This window comes from Parafrigoribacterium humi, assembly GCF_040227205.1.
Classification (GTDB): Bacteria; Actinomycetota; Actinomycetes; order Actinomycetales; family Microbacteriaceae; genus Parafrigoribacterium_A; species Parafrigoribacterium_A humi.
This window is the reverse complement of the sequence record NZ_JBELOA010000008.1, coordinates 11930-28589: the sequence shown is the minus strand read 5'-3', so window position 1 is coordinate 28589 and position 16660 is coordinate 11930. Positions and strand designations below refer to the sequence as shown.

Here is a 16660-nt window from a genome sequence, read left to right as displayed (position 1 = left end):
GTTGGCTGTTTCCGCCCCAAGAATCGCCGGGAAGGGCGGAAATCGCCAACGATTCGCCGCAGCGACGCTAGAGGAGGTGCACTCGCACGATCGGCATGATCTGCGCGAAGGCCCGAGAGCGATGGCTGATCGCGTTCTTCTCGTCCGCGGTGAGTTCCGCCGAGGTCACCGTGAGGCCGTCCGGAACGAAGATCGGGTCGTAACCGAAGCCGCCGACGCCGGAGGCCTGTCGCGCGATCGCGCCCGGCCACACGCCCAGTTCGGCGTGTTCGAACGGCTCGGCCCCGGTATCCGCTCCGACGCCCGCGGGAACGACGAGCGCCGCGGCACACATGAAGCTCGCCGCCCGGTTCGGGTTGTCGCCGAGGTTTGCCAGCAGCAGTCGATAATTGTCGGTGTCGTCCCGCGTGCCCGCGTACCGCGCGGAGTAGATGCCGGGAGCGCCGCCGAGCGCGTCGACGCAGATGCCGGAGTCGTCGGCGAGCGCGGCAAGGCCGGTGAATTCGGATGCCGCCCGCGCCTTGATCAGCGCGTTCGCCTCGAAGGTGTCGCCGTCTTCGATCGGCTCGGGGCCGTCGTAGCCCACGAGCTCGATCCCGTCGAGCTGCGAACCGAGGATGCGCCGCAGCTCGTCGACCTTGTGCGCGTTGTGGGTGGCGAGAACGAGTTTCACGATGCGAGGGAGGCGCGTTGCAGCGCGGTCAGCGTCTCGGTTCCGCCGAGAGCGAGGTCGAGCAGCGAGTTCAGCTCGTCGCGGTCGAACGGGGCGCCCTCCGCGGTTCCCTGCACCTCGACGAAGAGGCCGCGACCGGTGACGACCACGTTCATGTCGGTCTCGGCCCGCACGTCCTCGGTGTATGCGAGGTCGAGCATGGGGGTGCCGTCGACGATGCCGACGCTCACCGCGGAGACGCTGTCGATCAGCGGCGTGGACCTTTGGGCGATGAACTTCTTCTCGCGCGCCCACTCGATCGCGTCGACGAGAGCGACGTAGGCGCCGGTGATCGCCGCGGTGCGGGTGCCGCCGTCCGCCTGCAGAACGTCGCAGTCGATGACGATGGTGTTCTCACCGAGCGCCTTCGTGTCGATGATCGCGCGCAGCGAGCGGCCCACCAGGCGGGAGATCTCGTGGGTGCGACCGCCGACCCTCCCCTTCACCGACTCCCGGTCCATGCGGCTGTTGGTCGAGCGCGGCAGCATCGAATACTCCGCCGTGACCCAGCCCTTGCCCTTGCCCGCAAGCCAGCGCGGCACGCCATTGGTGAAGGATGCCGTGCACAGCACCTTCGTGTTCCCGAAGGAGATGAGCGCGGAGCCCTCGGCCTGTTTGCTCCAGCCGCGCTCGATGGTGATCTCGCGCAGTTGGTCGGTGCTGCGGCCGTCGATACGTGTCTCGCTCATGGAGTGGTGTCCTGTTCTGCTGGCTGTGGCGGGAGGTGGATGGTGCCGGTCTCGACGAGCTCCACCGTCGAGACCTCGGGGCCGAGGAACCGCCGCGCGAGAGTGAGGAACTCGCTCTGGCTGCCGCCGGTGGCCTCGAAATCGTAGCGGGGGGCATCCGTCGCCTGGCGCTGCAGGCCGTGCTTCACGAGCTTGCGGTAGACGTCGTACGCGGTCTCCTCGGCGCTCGAGACGAGCGTGACGTCGCGGCCCATCACGTACTGGATCGCGCCGGAGAGCAGCGGATAATGGGTGCAGCCGAGCACGAGCGTGTCGATCTGCGCGTCCTTGAGTGGCTTCAGGTAGGCCTCCGCCACCTCGAACAGCTCGGAGCCCGAGGTAACCCCGGCCTCGACGAACTCGACGAAGCGCGGGCAGGCCTGGGTGAAGATCTCGAGATCGGTGGCGGCGGCGAAGGCGTCTTCGTAGGCGCGCGACTTGATCGTGCCCTCGGTGCCGATCACGCCGACGCGGTGGTTGCGGGTTCTGCGCACGGCCGAGCGCACCGCGGGCTGGATGACCTCGACCACCGGAATGCCGTAGCCCTCCGTGAAGCGCTCGCGGGCATCCCGCAGCATGGCGGCGGATGCGGTGTTGCACGCGATCACGAGCAGCTTCACGCCCTGCGCCACGAGATCGTCCATGACCGAGAGGGCGTAGCCGCGCACCTCCGCGAGAGGCTTCGGACCATACGGCGAATGTGCGGTGTCTCCGACGTAAAGAATCGACTCTGCGGGAAGTTGGTCGATGATGGCGCGTGCCACGGTGAGCCCGCCCACCCCGGAGTCGAAGATGCCGATGGGCGCGTCAGTCACGAGGCCCAAGTTTAGCGGCAGCAGTCTGGACGGCTCGCTAGGCTCGACACGTGAGCAGCGCACTCCTGACCGACCGCTATGAACTGACCATGCTGGATGCGGCCATCCGCGCAGGCACCCACGAACGCGAGTGCGTCTTCGAGGTCTTCGCCCGCAGGCTGCCCGCGGGCAGGCGTTACGGCATCGTCGCGGGAACCGGTCGACTGCTCGACCTCATCACCGATTTCCGGTTCGGGGATGCCGAACTCGACTGGCTGCGCGAGAACGACGTCGTCGACGCGGTCACCATCGACTGGCTCGCCGACTATCGCTTCCATGGCTCGATCTTCGGTTACCAGGAGGGCGAAACGTATTTCCCGAACTCCCCCATCCTCGTCGTCGAGGGCACCTTCGCCGAGGCCGTGATTCTCGAGACCCTCGTGCTCAGCGTGCTCAACTACGACACAGCCGTGGCGAGCGCCGCGGCCAGGATGGTCTCCGCCGCGAGCGGGCGCCCTCTGGCCGAGATGGGCTCGCGTCGGGCGAGCGAGCGGGCCGCCGTCGGAGCCGCTCGGGCCGCCTATATCGCGGGGTTCGTCGCAACGAGCAACCTTGAGGCCGGACGCAGCTGGGGCGTGCCGACCATGGGCACGGCCGCGCACTCCTTCACCCTGCTGCACGACAGCGAAGAGGAGGCATTCCGCGCTCAGGTGGCCACGCTCGGCTCGAACACGACCCTTCTCGTCGACACCTACGATGTCGCGGCGGCCGTCGAGAACGCCGTGAAGGTGGCGGGCACGTCCCTCGGTGCCGTGCGCATCGACAGCGGCGACCTGCCCGAGCTGGTTGCAGCCGTTCGCAAGCAGCTCGACGCCCTGGGTGCCGTCACGACCAAGATCACCGTGACCAACGACCTCGACGAATACACGATCGCGGCGCTGCGCGCGGCACCGGTCGATTCGTACGGGGTCGGCACCTCCGTGGTCAGCGGCTCCGGGCATCCGGCGGCTGGCCTCGTCTACAAGCTCGTGGCGAGAACGGATGCCGATGGCGCGTGGCATTCTGTGGCCAAGAGATCGCCGGAGAAGATCTCGATCGGCGGCCGCAAGCATCCGGTGCGCGTACTGGACGACGCCGGACTCGCGACGGAGGAGCTCATCCACGTCGACAAACCCGAGGTGGCCGACACCCATCATCGCGCCCTGCTCGTTCCGCTCATGACCGACGGAGTGGCGGATGAGCGCTACCGTGGCACCGCGGGAACCGCACTCGCCCGCGAGCACCGTGCTGCCGCGATCGCCGAACTCCCCCGCGAGGCGTTGCGGCTCGGTCGTGGCGAGCCGGTCATCCCGACCCACTACACCTAGCGGCGGCTGCCCCGCCGCCCTCGCTGGCGGAATCACCGCGCGTTGCGGCAATGTGCGGGTGTCAGCGCCGCGCACCCGCGCTTTGCCGCAATCCGATCCCGGCCATCCGCTGCGCAGAAGCGGCAGCGCTACTTCTTCATGCTGTCGTAGATCTCCTTGCAGGTCGGGCACACCGGAAACTTCTGCGGATCGCGACCGGGGGTCCACACCTTGCCGCACAGCGCGATGACCGGCTTGCCGCTCAGCGCAGACTCGAGGATCTTCTCCTTCTTCACATAGTGGGAGAAGCGCTCGTGGTCGCCGTCTTCGATCTGCTCCCTGGTGAGGAGTTCCTCGAGCTCACGGTCGAGGGTGTCCGTTCCGCCGCCGCCCTGTTGTGTATCGCCACTCATACAACGATGTTAGTTCCGAAGCATGAACGCGAGCAGTTCCGGTGCACGCCGAGCGAAGATTCTGCCGCCCCAGTTCAGCCCGACGAAGAAACCGGCGAGGCCGATCGCGAGACCCAGGGCGAGGGCGCCGAGGTGCCACCAGATGCCGAAAATGAATCCGAGCCAGGCGAGCGCGACCACGGGCAGCGAGATCAGGATGATCGCGAAGAAGGAGAGCGACTGGGCCAGCGCGGCGACCGTTCCGCTCGACTGCGGCTGCATGAACGGCCCGTCGCCCGGCCGCACCGCGGGATACGGGAACAGGGCGGATGTGACGCTCGAGAGCCCGAGACCGATGAACAGCACGCAGAAGCCCAGGCCGAGAAGCGACGGGAGCACCGTCCAGTCGCCGAAGAGCGCCGCGCAGATCGGCGACCCGATCAGGATGAGTGGAATGCCCAGGACGAGCGCAGGAACCGTGCGCCCGAAGCGATCCGCCCAGCCGGAGGTGTTGGATGCCACGTGCAGCCAGATCGCATTGTGGTCGTACGCGACGTCGTTGTGGATCGACCAGGTGAGAAACAGGCACATGACCGGCACAGGGATGAGCGCGAGGTTCTGCCACCACACGCCCGCCGTGTAGAGCGGCAGGATGAGCAGCACGGGCACGATCGGCACCATGACGAGCGAGATGCGGTACCGGGGATCGCGGAACCAGTAGTGGAGACTGCGCGCGGCGATCACGCCTGCCGGAGTGTCTGGCATCCGACTGAACCAGCCGAGCCCGGACTCGTGGTGCGCCTGCGGCTCGCGCTCGGGGGTCACGAGCATCGTGGCGACGAGCGCGCGCCAGGCGAACCACAGGATAACCGCACAGGCGATCCCGATGGCCGCCTTGGCCAGCGCGGTGCCCTCGTTTCCGAGCGCGGCGTCCGCTGGGGCGGCCCACGCGGCACCCAGCGGCGTCCACCCGACGACGCGGGCGATGTTCGCGAGCACGGCCTCGCCATCCTTCGCCCAGTCGAGCGAGGTGAGGTACACCACGATCGGTGCAAGCAACACGATCACGACGATGGTGACGAAGCCCGTCGCCTCTCGTGCTCGACGACTCGACAGCGCGAATGCCGCGATGGATGTCGTGACCCTGGCCCCCAGCACACAGCTGGCGACGATGACCACGGCCCCGACAACCGCGAGCAGCTCCGGAAGCGGGCCCCGCGACCACGTGGTCGCCTGCGCTATCGCGATCACGATGATCACGAGCGAGGGCACCCCGATCAGTGCGGCGAGCGCGAGTCCGCCGGCGAGCCTGGATGCGGGGATGCCGAGGGTTTCGAATCTCCTCGGGTCGAGCGTGTCATCCACGCCGAACGCGAGGGGCACGAGCAGGAAGCCGAGCATGAGAACGGAACCGATGATCGTCGCGATCGACCCCGCGATTCCCGCCTCGGCGAAGCGCAGGGCGACGAGTGCGCTCACGGCGAGGATCGCCGCGCCGAGACCGTAGAGAAGCGCCAGGACGATGCCGACGACCTGCATAGGGCTGCGCCGCAGGGTGTTGCCGAGCAGCCTCAGCTTCAGTCGGAGAAAGTGTGCAGCCACTCCATGCCCTCCGCGCTCCTGCGACCACCGGCGAGTTCGACGAAGCGCTCCTCGAGTGATCTCGTGCCGCGCACCTGCCTCATCGTTCCGGAGTCGAGCACCTTGCCGTCGACGATGATCGCCACGGAGTCGCAGATCCTCTGGATGAGATCCATGCTGTGGCTGGACAGCACGACCGTGCCGCCCGCATCCGTATATCTCTGCAGGATCTCGATCACGTTCGCGGCGGAGACCGGGTCGACGGACTCGAACGGCTCGTCGAGCACGAGAAGCCGCGGAGAGTGGATCATCGCGGCCGCGATGGCGATCTTCTTGGTCATGCCGGCCGAATAATCCGCAACCAGCCGATCGAGTGCCTCCTCGAGCCCGAAGGCGACGGCGAGGTCGGCCGAGCGCGCCTTCACCGTCGCGCTGGAGAGGCCGCGCAGCACGCCAGCGTAATAGAGGAGCTGGTTGCCGGTGAGCCGGTCGAACAGCCTGAGCCGATCGGGAAGCACGCCCATGTTGCGCTTGGCCTTGGCCGGATCCGTCCAGACGTTCGCGCCGTGCACCTCAACGGTGCCCGAGTCCGGCCGCAACAGGCCCGTGACCATCGACAGCGTCGTGGTCTTGCCCGCGCCGTTCGGGCCGACGATGCCGAATACCGTGCCTGCCTGCACGGAGAGCGACACGTCATCGACCGCAAAGGTCTGGCCGAAATGCTTGCTGAGCCCCGCGATCTTGAGAACCGTCTCCCGCGGACCTCGTCGGGACGCATCCTTCGTCGCCTGCTCGATCCTTTCGGGATTCTCGGCCGCGGACGCGTCGACCGCTGGCGCGGTGGCCGCCGGTTTCGTGTTTGTGGTCTTCGCGGCAGGCTTCCTCGCGGCAGGCTTCTTGGTCGCGGGCTGCGCGGCGGTGGTCTTCACTGCGGCAGCGGCGGGCGACTGTGCACGAGAAGACTCGGATGCTGCGGGCTTGGCGGCACCGGCCTTAGTCGAGGTGCTGCGAGTCGAGGCACTGCGCGTTGAGGTGCTGCGCGACGAGGTGCTCCGGGGCGATGACTTCGTCGCGGCCGACTTCGCCGCGGGTTTCTTCGCCGCCGCCGGCTTCCTGGCCGCAGGCTTCCTTGCTGCGGGCTTCTTCACTGCAGGTTCGGCTGCAGAATTCTGGGCGGGAGTGTCCGCGTCGACTCCTGGAACGATGGGCTCTCGGTCGTCGGTTTCTGGATCCACCCGCCAACCGTATCAACGCCGCCTGAGCCACAGTCCACAAGACTCGGTTCCATTACGAATTGACTACAAGACGGGCGAAAACGAGCCAAACGACGGCCCCCTCGGTACAGTTGGTGAAGCACGACGAGGTGTCGACAGTACAGCTGTGCGGTAAATCCTTTGTGAAATCTTGGCCTTGGTGAAATCAAGGCTTGTGCAATTAGCTGGCCTCATGTGGGCCGATCTCCTCAGGATGTTCGGGAAATTCATAGGAAATTCCTGAAATATAGAGAACTGCCGCACAGGACAACCAGGCAACCAAGGAGATCGACCGATCATGAGCACGCAGATTGTCATTTTGGCAGCGGGCATGGGAAGCCGTCTTGGGCGTTCACTTCCGAAGCCGCTCACCGAGCTAGGCGACGGCCGCAGCATCATGCAGCAGCAGTTCGACAACATCCACGCCGCATTCGGCCCGAAGGCCGACATCACCATCGTCGTCGGCTACAAGCTCGAGCACATCGTCGAGGCGTTCCCGAGCGCATCCTTCGTCTACAACGAGCAGTACGACCAGACGAACACGTCCAAGAGTCTCATGCGCGCACTGCGGGCATCCAAGGATGGCGGTGTGCTGTGGATGAACGGCGACGTCGTCTTCGATCCAGAGGCCCTGCGGCGCGCGGCCACGCTCATCGAGCAGGAGCAGTCCTTCGTCTCGGTCAACACCTCGAAGGTCTCCGATGAGGAGGTCAAGTACACGGTGGGCGCCGAGGGCTACATCACCGAACTCTCCAAGACCGTCAAGGGCGGGCTCGGCGAGGCCGTCGGAATCAACTACGTCTCGGCCCGCGACAAGGCCGCCCTGCTTCGCCAACTCGTTCGCGTCGGCGACCAGGACTACTTCGAGCGCGGAATTGAGCTGGCGATCGAGCAGGACAAGCTACGATTTGAGCCGGTAGACATCTCCGACCTCTACGCCGTAGAGATCGACTTTGCCGAAGACCTGGAGCGCGCAAACCTCTTCGTCTGACGTGGAGCGCACGGGGGTGCGCGACTCGTGAGGATTCGGTACGCGTGAGTGCAGCTCTCGACGCTCGCCCGAGTAAATCGGCGTTGGCACGTTATCGGCACTCGCTCTGGCTGCTGACAACCCGCGACCTGAAGGTGCGTTACTCCACCTCGGCGCTCGGCTACTTCTGGTCGATCCTCGACCCCCTCGTCATGGCGGCGATCTACTGGTTCGTCTTCACGCAGATCTTCCCGCGCGGGATCGGCCACCAGCCGTACATCGTGTTCCTCCTGACCGCGCTACTGCCCTGGATGTGGTTCAACGGGAGCGTCTCGGATGCCACCAGGGCATTCCTGCGCGAGTCCAAACTCATCCGGTCCACCAAGATCCCTCGCACCATCTGGGTCGGTCGCATCGTGCTCTCGAAGGGCATCGAGTTCGTCGTCAGCCTTCCCGTCATCGCCATCTTCGTCATCCTCTCCGAGTTCACTGACACCCCGGCGGTCGTGCACGGCGAGATCCTGCTGCTGCCCGTGGCCATCATCATGCAGGCGATCCTCACGCTCGGCATCGGCTTCATCGTCGCGCCACTGGTCGTATTCTTCAGGGACATGGAGCGGGCGGTGAAGCTCGCGCTGCGCTTTCTGTTCTACGCGTCGCCGATCATCTACAGCCTCACCAACCTGCCCCACGGCCTGCACATCATCTCCGCGTTCAATCCCCTGTCGGGAATCTTTGCGCTGTATCGCTCCGCGTTCTTTCCTCTGGAGATCCAGGGCCACTGGTTCGATGTGATCGTGAGTGCCATCATGTGCCTTGTGATCTTCGGCATCGGCCTGCTCGTGTTCAGGCGCACGATTCGCGCCGTATTGAAGGAAATCTAGGTGGCCGAGACGACATCCGCAGCCCAGGCGCTGGCCGTGATCGAGGTGAAGAATGCCGGCATCCGTTTTCGCCGCAACCGCCTGTCGCGTCGCAACTTCAAGGACCTCTTTGCCGGTCGCACGCGCCGAACCCGCTCGAGCGAGTTCTGGGCGCTGCGAGACGTCAGCTTCAGTGTCGCGGCGGGCGAAGCGATCGGTGTCGTCGGTCGGAACGGCCAGGGCAAGTCGACGCTGCTGAAACTCGTCGCCGAGGTGATGTTCCCCGACGAGGGTTCCGTGCAGGTGAACTCGGGGGTCGCTCCCCTGATCGAGATCACGGGCGGGTTCGTGGACGACCTCTCGGTGCGCGACAACGTCTACCTCACCGCCGGCCTGCACGGCATGAAGCGCCACGAGATTGATGCGCGCTTCGACGAGATCATCGACTTCGCCGAGATCGGCAACTTTCTCGACACCCCTTACAAGCACCTCTCGAGCGGGATGCGGGTGCGCATCGCCTTTGCCGTGATCTCGAGACTCGAGGAACCCATCCTGCTCGTGGATGAGGTGCTCGCCGTGGGCGACAAGGCATTCCGGGAGAAGTGCTACCGCCGCATCGAGGAGATGCTGGCGGGTGGCCGCACCATGTTCTTCGTCTCGCACAACGAGAAAGACCTCAAGCGCTTCTGCACGCGGGGGCTCTACCTCGACAAGGGTGCGCTCGTGCTCGACGCCTCGATCGAAGAGGTGCTCGCGCGCTATAACGCCGACTACGGGGTCTGACCGCGCTGGCGTCTCGGGGCTACGGCCTGTGCCTGGCGAGGATCGTGGGTCCGAGGACGGGAACGGGGCTGCGCCTGCCTGCCAGCAGCCAGACGACGCCCTCCACCAGCAACAGGAAGAACTGGGCGATGAACGCCGCCAGGATGAACGGGGCGAAGATCGCTCCCGCGTACACGACCACGATCATCGTGACCGTATCCCGCCCCCAGGCCACCGTCGTCACCGCGGGCAGCAGAACGAACAACAGAACCCACGGCGATGACCCGAGGGGCGTTGTCCACAGCCCCGCGACGGCACCGATCACGGCGTAGACAGCGGCGATCGCGAGTACCGCATGGGCGATCATGGCGGAGGCCTGCCAACGACGGAACTCCACATACTTCTGCACGCTCACGAACGACCGCATGATCAGCATCCGCAGTATCGAAATGCCGCTGTCGAGCAGGGCGACACCGAACAGCCGGTCGGCCTCCCGCCGACGGCGGATGCGCGTGGCCGGGTCGCCGCGACGCGCCTCGTCGCTGAGGTGATCGTGCAGCAGTGCCGCGGCGCTTTGCCGCCCGTAGCTGGCGACGAGCCCCCACAGGAACGGCGGCACCGACGCGAGGTCGGTCTGGTTGTCGCCGACCGCGGGGAGGTCGGGGTCATGCGCGGGGACCTCGACGCGCTGCGACTCAGGCCGACCGGCCTCGAGAAAGCTGATGGGCCGAAGCAACTGAAAGTGCCGGGGTGATCGCTGCACCAGATAGATCCGGTCGAGCGGCGCGCCCTGTTCGTCGTAGAAAGGCATACTACGGAGTCTGGCCCCGCGGAACGACCCAGCGCGCATCCTGGCCGGTTATTTCGGCGATGGTGTCGAAGTCGCCGTCATAGTGCAACAGGGTCAGCCCGTGCCGTTCGGCAACGGCGGCGATGAGGAGGTCGGCCATCCCCACCTCGCGCAGCCGCGACTGGGATGCGAGCACGGCCTGCACCTCCAAGGCTCGCGACCACTCCGCATCGTTGACCGGTAGATATTCGAACGCACCTCGTCGCAGTTCACCGATTGCGACATACTCGCTCGGACTGCGGGCAGTGTAAAGAGCTTCAAAGTCCAACACCGCGCAGGTGGCCACGCGGCCGAGATCAATGAGCGAACCGATAACCGCCCCAACCTCCTGCTCACGCGTGCGCGACATCGCGCTGCTATCAATAATGTGCGTCGCTACTGCCCCCATGCGCGGCGCCGCTCATCCTTGTCTGCCATCAGCTCAAGGTGCCCATCGCGCAGCAACGCGATGTACTTGCGCCGCGCATCGAGTGCGATGACCTCTTTGAGCGCCAGCGCAACGGTTTCTTTGATCGTCGAAACCTGCAGGAGCTCCTGTGCCACACGGAGGTCTTCATCATCGATCTCTACGAGACGTTTCGTCATGACTGCCCCTCCCTCACGTCGTATATCCTCAATCAGCTTCATTGTATATATCCCTTTCCCGAGACTCAACGGCAAAGTAGCGGTTGATGGGCTTGGGAGGGGCACCGCAGACGGTCTTTGTGGACGAAGAACTCGCGCCACGCCTGGGTGAGGAGTGGTGTTCTACTCCCCCACAGCCAACCGCTGATTCCGGCCATCCACAGGGTCGGCGCGGTCGTCGGATGCCCACCCTAGCGTGCAGACATGCTCAGACTGGTTCCCGACATCCCGCCACCGTCCGCCTACCTGGTTCCGTTCCACCTCGATCGCGACTGCGCTCCGGTCTATCGCCTGAGTAACGACGGAACGGAGGAGCTGCGCGGCATCTCGCTGACGCTCCTCGGCTCCGGGGTGCTGCTCGCGGGCATCCCGAGCAGGCTGCAACCCGGCGACTTCATCGAGTTCACCCTGCGCGGCGACGACCTCGCGCGCAGCAGCGTGGTGATCGTGCGGTGGTTCCGTCCGTGGGGCGGCGAATACCTCTGGCGCGTGAGCTTCTAGCCGCGTACACCAGCGCAGGCGCTAGCGTTCGCGCTTGCTCCGCTCGCGGATAAGGTCTGCGGCGGTGAGCCTGTGAGCGCGCGGGGGAATCTCGTCGAGACCGAGCCCGCGCACAAGCTCGGCCGGGTCGACATCCAGCACGCCTGAGATCCGGATGATCGTGGTCAGGCTCGGGTTCGACTGCCCGCGCTCGATCTTGCCCAGGTTCGTCACGTGCATCTCGGCCAGGTCCGCGATGTCTTCCTGACTCAGCCCCAGCTCCTGCCGGTATACCCGCACCCGCTCGCCCAGAATCCGGGCGGCTTCGGAGTGTGTGTCGGCCATCACTCATGACTACGCGCCCGCAGCACCACTATCCAGAGCCATCGTCACTCATGCTTTAATGCCTCAAGAGTTCATGCCTTACTAGCGGCATGCCTTGAGGCCCCCATCGGGGCAGACGACGGGGTGCTGACGCATGACCACAATCCACGAACTGCTCGACGAGTACGCCCACATTGCACCCGATCAGCGCACAAAGGGCTTCTATTTCGAGCGGCTCATCCGCGAGTTCCTTGCCACCGACCCCGTCTACGCGGCCCAGTACGACGAGGTGTGGCTCTGGCAGGAGTGGCCAGGCCGCGGGGGCAAGGTCGACACCGGCATCGACCTGGTTGCTCGCGAGCGGTACAGCGGCGAGCTCTGCGCCATCCAGTGCAAGTTCTTCGCACCGGAGCACTACCTGAGCAAAGAGGACATCGACTCGTTCTTTACGGCGAGCGGCAAGCATCCGTTCACCTCGCGCGTGATCGTCTCGACGACCAACAAGTGGTCGAAGCACGCCACGGATGCCCTCCTCGACCAGCAGATTCCCACGACCAGGATCGGCATCAACGAGCTCGAAGACTCGGGCATCGACTGGTCGAAGTACCGCTTCACCGACCCGAGCACGCTCGAGCCCGCCGAGCCGAAGAAACTGCGCACGCACCAGATCGAGGCGCTCGGTGACGTCATGCGCGGCTTCGACGAGCACGACCGCGGCAAGCTCATCATGGCCTGCGGCACCGGCAAGACCTTCACGAGCCTGCGGATCGCCGAGCGTCAAGTCCAGCCGGGCGGCTCCGTGCTCTTCCTCGTTCCGTCGATCGCGCTGCTCTCACAGAGCCTGCGCGAGTGGGCGGCAGAGTCCGATCGTCCGATGCGCGCCTTTGCGATCTGTTCAGACAACAAGGTCGGCCGCAACTCAGAGGATTTCACCCTCACCGACCTCGCCTTTCCCGCGACGACGAACGCCCCGAGCCTCATCGCTGAGGTGCAGAAGGGCAGCAACAGCGAGGGGCTGACGGTCTTCTTCTCGACCTACCAGTCGATCGACGTCATTAGCGCGGCGCAGGATGCCGGCCTGGCCGAGTTCGACCTCGTGATCTGCGACGAAGCCCACCGCACGACCGGCGTGTTTGGTAAAGACGAGTCCCACTTCGTGCGCGTGCACGACAACACGAAGATCCGCGCCCGCAAGCGCCTTTACATGACGGCGACGCCGAAGATCTTCGGCGAATCGGTGAAGTCCAAGGCGAAGGATGCCGCGGTCGAGCTCGCGAGTATGGACGACACCGCGGTGTTCGGCCCCGAGTTCCACCGCCTCGGGTTCGGCGCCGCGGTCGAGCGCGATCTGCTCACCGACTACCGGGTGCTCGTGCTCGCCGTGAGCCAGGATGCCGTCTCCGCCGAGTTCCAGCAGCAGTTCGCCGACGACAACAACGAGCTGACCCTCGATGACGCCGCACGCATCGCCGGCATCTACAAGGCGTTCTCCAAATCCGGCGTTGAGGGGCTCGCCGAGGACGACCGCGCACCCATGCGTCGCGCGGTGGCGTTCTCGCGCTCGATCAAGGACTCGCAGCGCGTCACGGCGATGCTCAATGACAACGCCTCACTGCCCGAGTCGCTCCAGCGCGGCGACAACCCGCTCGTCATGCAGGCGGAGCACGTCGACGGAACCATGAACGTGATGCAGCGCACCGCGCTGCTCGACTGGCTCAAGGACGATGCGCCGGGCAACACCACGCGCATCCTGAACAATGCCCGCTGCCTGAGCGAGGGCGTCGACGTTCCGAGCCTCGATGCCGTCATCTTTCTCAACTCGCGCGACAGCCAGGTGGACGTCGTGCAGAGCGTCGGCCGAGTGATGCGCAAGCTCGCGGGCAAGCACTACGGCTACATCATCCTGCCGATCGCGGTGCCCGCGGGCGTCGAGGCGGATGTCGCCCTCGACGACCACAAGAAATACAAGGTCGTGTGGGAGGTGCTTCGCGCACTCCGCGCTCACGACGAGCGCTTCGAGGCGAAGATCAACCAGTTCGAGCTGAACCGGGCGACGAAAGACGACCAGGTTCAGGTCATCGGCATGAGGTCGTTCGAGCCGAGCGACGGTGTGACGGATGCCGACGGCACGGTCACCCAGGTTGCACTCGACTTCACGCCGCTCGGCGAGGAGTGGCGCACCGCCGTCTACGCGAAGATCGTGCAGCGGGTCGGCGAGCGCGAGTACTGGGAGAACTGGGCGTCGAGCGTCGCAGACGTGGCGGCGGCGCAGACCCTGCGCATCCAGGGCCTGCTCGAGTCGAACCCCGCGGTGCGCGGCGAGTTCGACCGCTTCGTGAAGGGACTGCAGGACAATCTCAACAGCAGCGTCACCGAGCACGATGCTCTCGAGATGCTCTCGCAGCACCTCATCACCGAGCCTGTGCTCGACGCGCTCTTCGACGGCTTCAGCTTCACGAAGCACAACCCGGTCGCCAAGGCGATGCAGGGGATGCTCGACGCCCTGCACGGTGCGAATCTCGACACCGAGCTGGCCGGGCTCGACGGTTTCTACGAGAGCGTGCGGATGCGGGTGCGCGGCATCAAGGACGCCTCGGGCAAGCAGGACTTTCTGAAGCTGCTCTACCAGCGCTTCTTCTCTGTCGCGATGAAGAAGGCCAGCGAGCGACTCGGCATCGTCTACACGCCGACCGAGATCGTGAACTTCATCCTGCGCAGCGTGGACGACATCCTGCGCGAGCAGTTCGACAGCTCCCTGGGAGCTGCGGGCGTGCACGTGCTCGACCCCTTCGTGGGCACGGGAACGTTCATCGCGCAGCTCATCCACTCTGATCTGATCTCGGATGCGCAGCTGCCGCACAAGTTCCGCGAGGAGCTGCACGCCAACGAGATCAACCTGCTCGCCTACTACGTCGCCGCCGTCAACATCGAGGAGGCATATCACTCGCGCATGGGCGGCAACTACGTGCCGTTCGACGGCGTGCTGCTCACGGACACGTTCCAGAACTTCGAGGCGGATGACACCATCGATGAGGAAGGCGTGTTCGTCGAGAATAACGCGGGCGTGATCAAGCAGAAATCGCTGACGATCACGGTCATCGTCGGAAACCCGCCGTATTCCGTGGGGCAGTCGTCGGGCAACGACGACAACCAGAACTTGAGCTATCCAACACTGGATGCCCGGATCAAGAACACTTACGCGGCCCAGTCAAGCGCGCAGAACAAAAACAACCTCTACGACTCGTATATTCGGGCGATCCGCTGGGCTTCGGATCGCATCGGTGACAGGGGCGTGGTCGGCTTCGTCACCAACGGCGGCTTCCTCGACGGGAACACCGCCGATGGAGTGCGCAAGGTGCTGGCCGAGGAGTTCAGCGAGCTGTACATGTTCAATCTGCGCGGGAACGCGCGCACCGCCGGCGAGCAGCGCCGCAAAGAGCGCGACAGTGTCTTCGGCCAGGGAACGCGAACGACGATCGTCATCGCCCTGCTCGTCAAGAACCCGGATGCCACTGAGGCCGGCGCGCTTCACTACCGCGATGTGGGCGACTACCTCACGCGCGAGCAGAAGCTGACAGCGGTCAAGAAGTTCGGAACCGTGGATGAGGTGCCGTGGGACAACCTCGTGCCGAATGAGGACGGCGACTGGATCAACCAGCGCAACGACGAGTTCGAGGCGTTCACGCTACTGAGCGACAAACGAACGAGTACGGCGGGCGCTGCCCGAGTTCTCACGACTTATTCACTTGGGCTGCAGTCAGGGCGCGACGCCTGGGTATTCAACTCGTCGCGCGAGACTATTCTCCAGTCGGCGAGGCGTACAGCAGCGACATTCAATGAGTCCCTGGGTAATCCGTTCTCAGATGTCACGAAGGACGCTTCACGTATCAGCTGGACTTCGTCGTTGATATCCAAACTGCCGACGGGCTCCCCGCTGTCTATTAGCGACGATCGCGTGGTCGACGCCATGTATCGACCCTTCTTCCGTCAGAAGTTGTACTTGGATAAGGCGCTCATTCATCGGCCGGGTCAGATGGCGCAACTCTTTCCCGACGTCAATCTGGGAATTTTTGCCAACGGCGTTCACTCGCAATCCGTAGCTGCCTTTCTAATGGTGGATGTCATACCGTCCTTGGACATGTACGGCAAGGGAGGCCAGTTCTTCCCGCGCTACTCGTACGAGAAGCACGTCGCGGACGATAACCAGCTCATGGGTCTCGATGGCGACAACACGGACGAGTACACGCGCGTCGACAACGTGACCGACGGCATCCTCGCGGACTATCGGGCGACGTACGGCGCTGAGGTCACGAAGGATGACATCTTCTTCTATGTGTATGGGCTGCTGCACTCCCCCGAGTACCGGGAGCGGTTCGCGTCCGATCTCAAGAAGATGCTGCCGCGCATCCCGAAGGTGAAGGACTTCTGGGCGTTCGCGAAGGCCGGGCGGGAGCTGTCGGAGCTACATCTGGGGTACGAGCAGATTGAGCCCTGGGCGTTGGAGGAGGTTGTGGACGGGGAGGTTTCGATACGGCCGCGGGCGGCCTACTCAACCCACAGTGAGGGCGACGAACTGTTCCACGTCGTGAAGATGCACTACGGCGGCAAGCGGCCGAAGCTCGACAAGTCTCGGGTGGTCGTGAACGAGCACCTGGAGCTGCGCGGCATCCCGGACGAAGCGCACGAATACATGCTCGGCTCGCGCAGCGCGCTCGACTGGATTCTCGAGCGATACCAGATCAAGAAGGACAAGCCGAGTGGCATCGTCAACGACCCGAACGACTGGGGCAAGGAGCACGGCGACCCGCGCTACATCGTCGACCTGGTCAAGCGCATCACCCGCGTAAGCGTCGAGACGGTGCGCATCGTGAAGTCCCTGCCGCCCCTCGACATCCTCGACACTGCATCACCGATGACAACCGCGTCGACGAAGCCCGGCGGGAGCGGTGTGCACTTCAGCTGATCCCCTCGCTACTCGAGC

Annotated in this window: 16 protein-coding genes; 6 read left to right on the top strand and 10 right to left on the bottom strand. The window is 65.0% G+C overall.

The annotated features are described in order from the left end of the window. Positions 1-67: 67 nt before the first annotated feature. From rdgB to murI, 3 genes are read right to left on the bottom strand one after another with little or no spacing between them, the layout of a single operon-like run. The gene (gene rdgB / locus ABUA28_RS11840) at positions 68-676 is read right to left on the bottom strand and encodes an RdgB/HAM1 family non-canonical purine NTP pyrophosphatase (protein ID WP_349904470.1); all 609 of its coding nucleotides are present in this window, start codon (positions 674-676) and stop codon (positions 68-70) included. Continuing rightward, on the bottom strand, positions 670-1401 hold the full coding sequence (rph, locus tag ABUA28_RS11835) for a ribonuclease PH (RefSeq protein WP_349904388.1): 732 nt from the start codon (positions 1399-1401) through the stop codon (positions 670-672). Before rph ends, rdgB begins: the two co-directional genes overlap by 7 nt. Continuing rightward, entirely contained in the window at positions 1398-2255 is an 858-nt protein-coding gene (murI, locus tag ABUA28_RS11830) for a glutamate racemase (RefSeq protein WP_349904387.1), read from the bottom strand. The genes rph and murI overlap by 4 nt, the downstream gene beginning before the upstream one ends. A 50-nt stretch (positions 2256-2305) precedes the next feature. On the opposite strand from murI, the gene ABUA28_RS11825 reads away from it, so the two are divergent. Then, positions 2306-3601 (top strand): nicotinate phosphoribosyltransferase, encoded by a 1296-nt coding sequence (locus ABUA28_RS11825; protein ID WP_349904386.1) that lies wholly within the window; start codon positions 2306-2308, stop codon positions 3599-3601. A gap of 128 nt (positions 3602-3729) precedes the next feature. On the opposite strand, the gene ABUA28_RS11820 is transcribed toward ABUA28_RS11825, so the two are convergent. The 3 genes from ABUA28_RS11820 to ABUA28_RS11810 are packed head-to-tail and all read right to left on the bottom strand — an operon-like array spanning position 3730 to position 6788. Beyond that, positions 3730-3993 carry a DUF3039 domain-containing protein gene (locus tag ABUA28_RS11820; RefSeq protein ID WP_349904385.1) on the bottom strand — a complete coding sequence of 88 codons (264 nt, stop codon included), beginning with the start codon at positions 3991-3993 and terminating at the stop codon, positions 3730-3732. Positions 3994-4002: 9 nt separating this feature from the next. Beyond that, positions 4003-5574 (bottom strand): hypothetical protein, encoded by a 1572-nt coding sequence (locus ABUA28_RS11815; protein WP_349904384.1) that lies wholly within the window; start codon positions 5572-5574, stop codon positions 4003-4005. Then, positions 5550-6788: an ABC transporter ATP-binding protein gene (locus ABUA28_RS11810; protein ID WP_349904383.1), complete on the bottom strand. Its 1239-nt coding sequence runs from the start codon at positions 6786-6788 to the stop codon at positions 5550-5552. Before ABUA28_RS11810 ends, ABUA28_RS11815 begins: the two co-directional genes overlap by 25 nt. Before the next feature lie 316 nt (positions 6789-7104). Here ABUA28_RS11810 and ABUA28_RS11805 point away from each other — a divergent pair, with 316 nt between their 5' ends. From ABUA28_RS11805 to ABUA28_RS11795, 3 genes are read left to right on the top strand one after another with little or no spacing between them, the layout of a single operon-like run. Then, positions 7105-7797, top strand: a complete 693-nt coding sequence (locus ABUA28_RS11805; protein WP_349904382.1) for a phosphocholine cytidylyltransferase family protein — start codon at positions 7105-7107, stop codon at positions 7795-7797. Between the two features lie 44 nt (positions 7798-7841). Beyond that, positions 7842-8660: an ABC transporter permease gene (locus ABUA28_RS11800; RefSeq protein WP_349904381.1), complete on the top strand. Its 819-nt coding sequence runs from the start codon at positions 7842-7844 to the stop codon at positions 8658-8660. Further along, positions 8661-9422: an ABC transporter ATP-binding protein gene (locus ABUA28_RS11795; RefSeq protein ID WP_349904380.1), complete on the top strand. Its 762-nt coding sequence runs from the start codon at positions 8661-8663 to the stop codon at positions 9420-9422. 19 nt (positions 9423-9441) lie between these two features. Here the strand turns inward: ABUA28_RS11795 and ABUA28_RS11790 are convergent, their stop codons facing one another. Genes ABUA28_RS11790 through ABUA28_RS11780 form a run of 3 tightly spaced genes read right to left on the bottom strand, consistent with a single transcriptional unit; the run spans position 9442 to position 10878 of the window. Then, positions 9442-10212 carry a DUF1353 domain-containing protein gene (locus tag ABUA28_RS11790; protein ID WP_349904379.1) on the bottom strand — a complete coding sequence of 257 codons (771 nt, stop codon included), beginning with the start codon at positions 10210-10212 and terminating at the stop codon, positions 9442-9444. 1 nt (position 10213) lies between these two features. Further along, the gene (locus ABUA28_RS11785; protein WP_349904378.1) at positions 10214-10639 is read right to left on the bottom strand and encodes a PIN domain nuclease; all 426 of its coding nucleotides are present in this window, start codon (positions 10637-10639) and stop codon (positions 10214-10216) included. After that, entirely contained in the window at positions 10627-10878 is a 252-nt protein-coding gene (locus ABUA28_RS11780) for a hypothetical protein (RefSeq protein ID WP_349904377.1), read from the bottom strand. Before ABUA28_RS11780 ends, ABUA28_RS11785 begins: the two co-directional genes overlap by 13 nt. A gap of 201 nt (positions 10879-11079) precedes the next feature. Here ABUA28_RS11780 and ABUA28_RS11775 point away from each other — a divergent pair, with 201 nt between their 5' ends. Then, positions 11080-11376: a hypothetical protein gene (locus ABUA28_RS11775; RefSeq protein WP_349904376.1), complete on the top strand. Its 297-nt coding sequence runs from the start codon at positions 11080-11082 to the stop codon at positions 11374-11376. Positions 11377-11397: 21 nt separating this feature from the next. Here the strand turns inward: ABUA28_RS11775 and ABUA28_RS11770 are convergent, their stop codons facing one another. Next, the gene (locus ABUA28_RS11770) at positions 11398-11700 is read right to left on the bottom strand and encodes a helix-turn-helix domain-containing protein (protein ID WP_349904375.1); all 303 of its coding nucleotides are present in this window, start codon (positions 11698-11700) and stop codon (positions 11398-11400) included. Positions 11701-11833: 133 nt separating this feature from the next. Between ABUA28_RS11770 and ABUA28_RS11765 the strand changes: the two genes are divergently transcribed. Continuing rightward, on the top strand, positions 11834-16642 hold the full coding sequence (locus tag ABUA28_RS11765; RefSeq protein WP_349904374.1) for a DEAD/DEAH box helicase: 4809 nt from the start codon (positions 11834-11836) through the stop codon (positions 16640-16642). Positions 16643-16660: the final 18 nt, after the last annotated feature.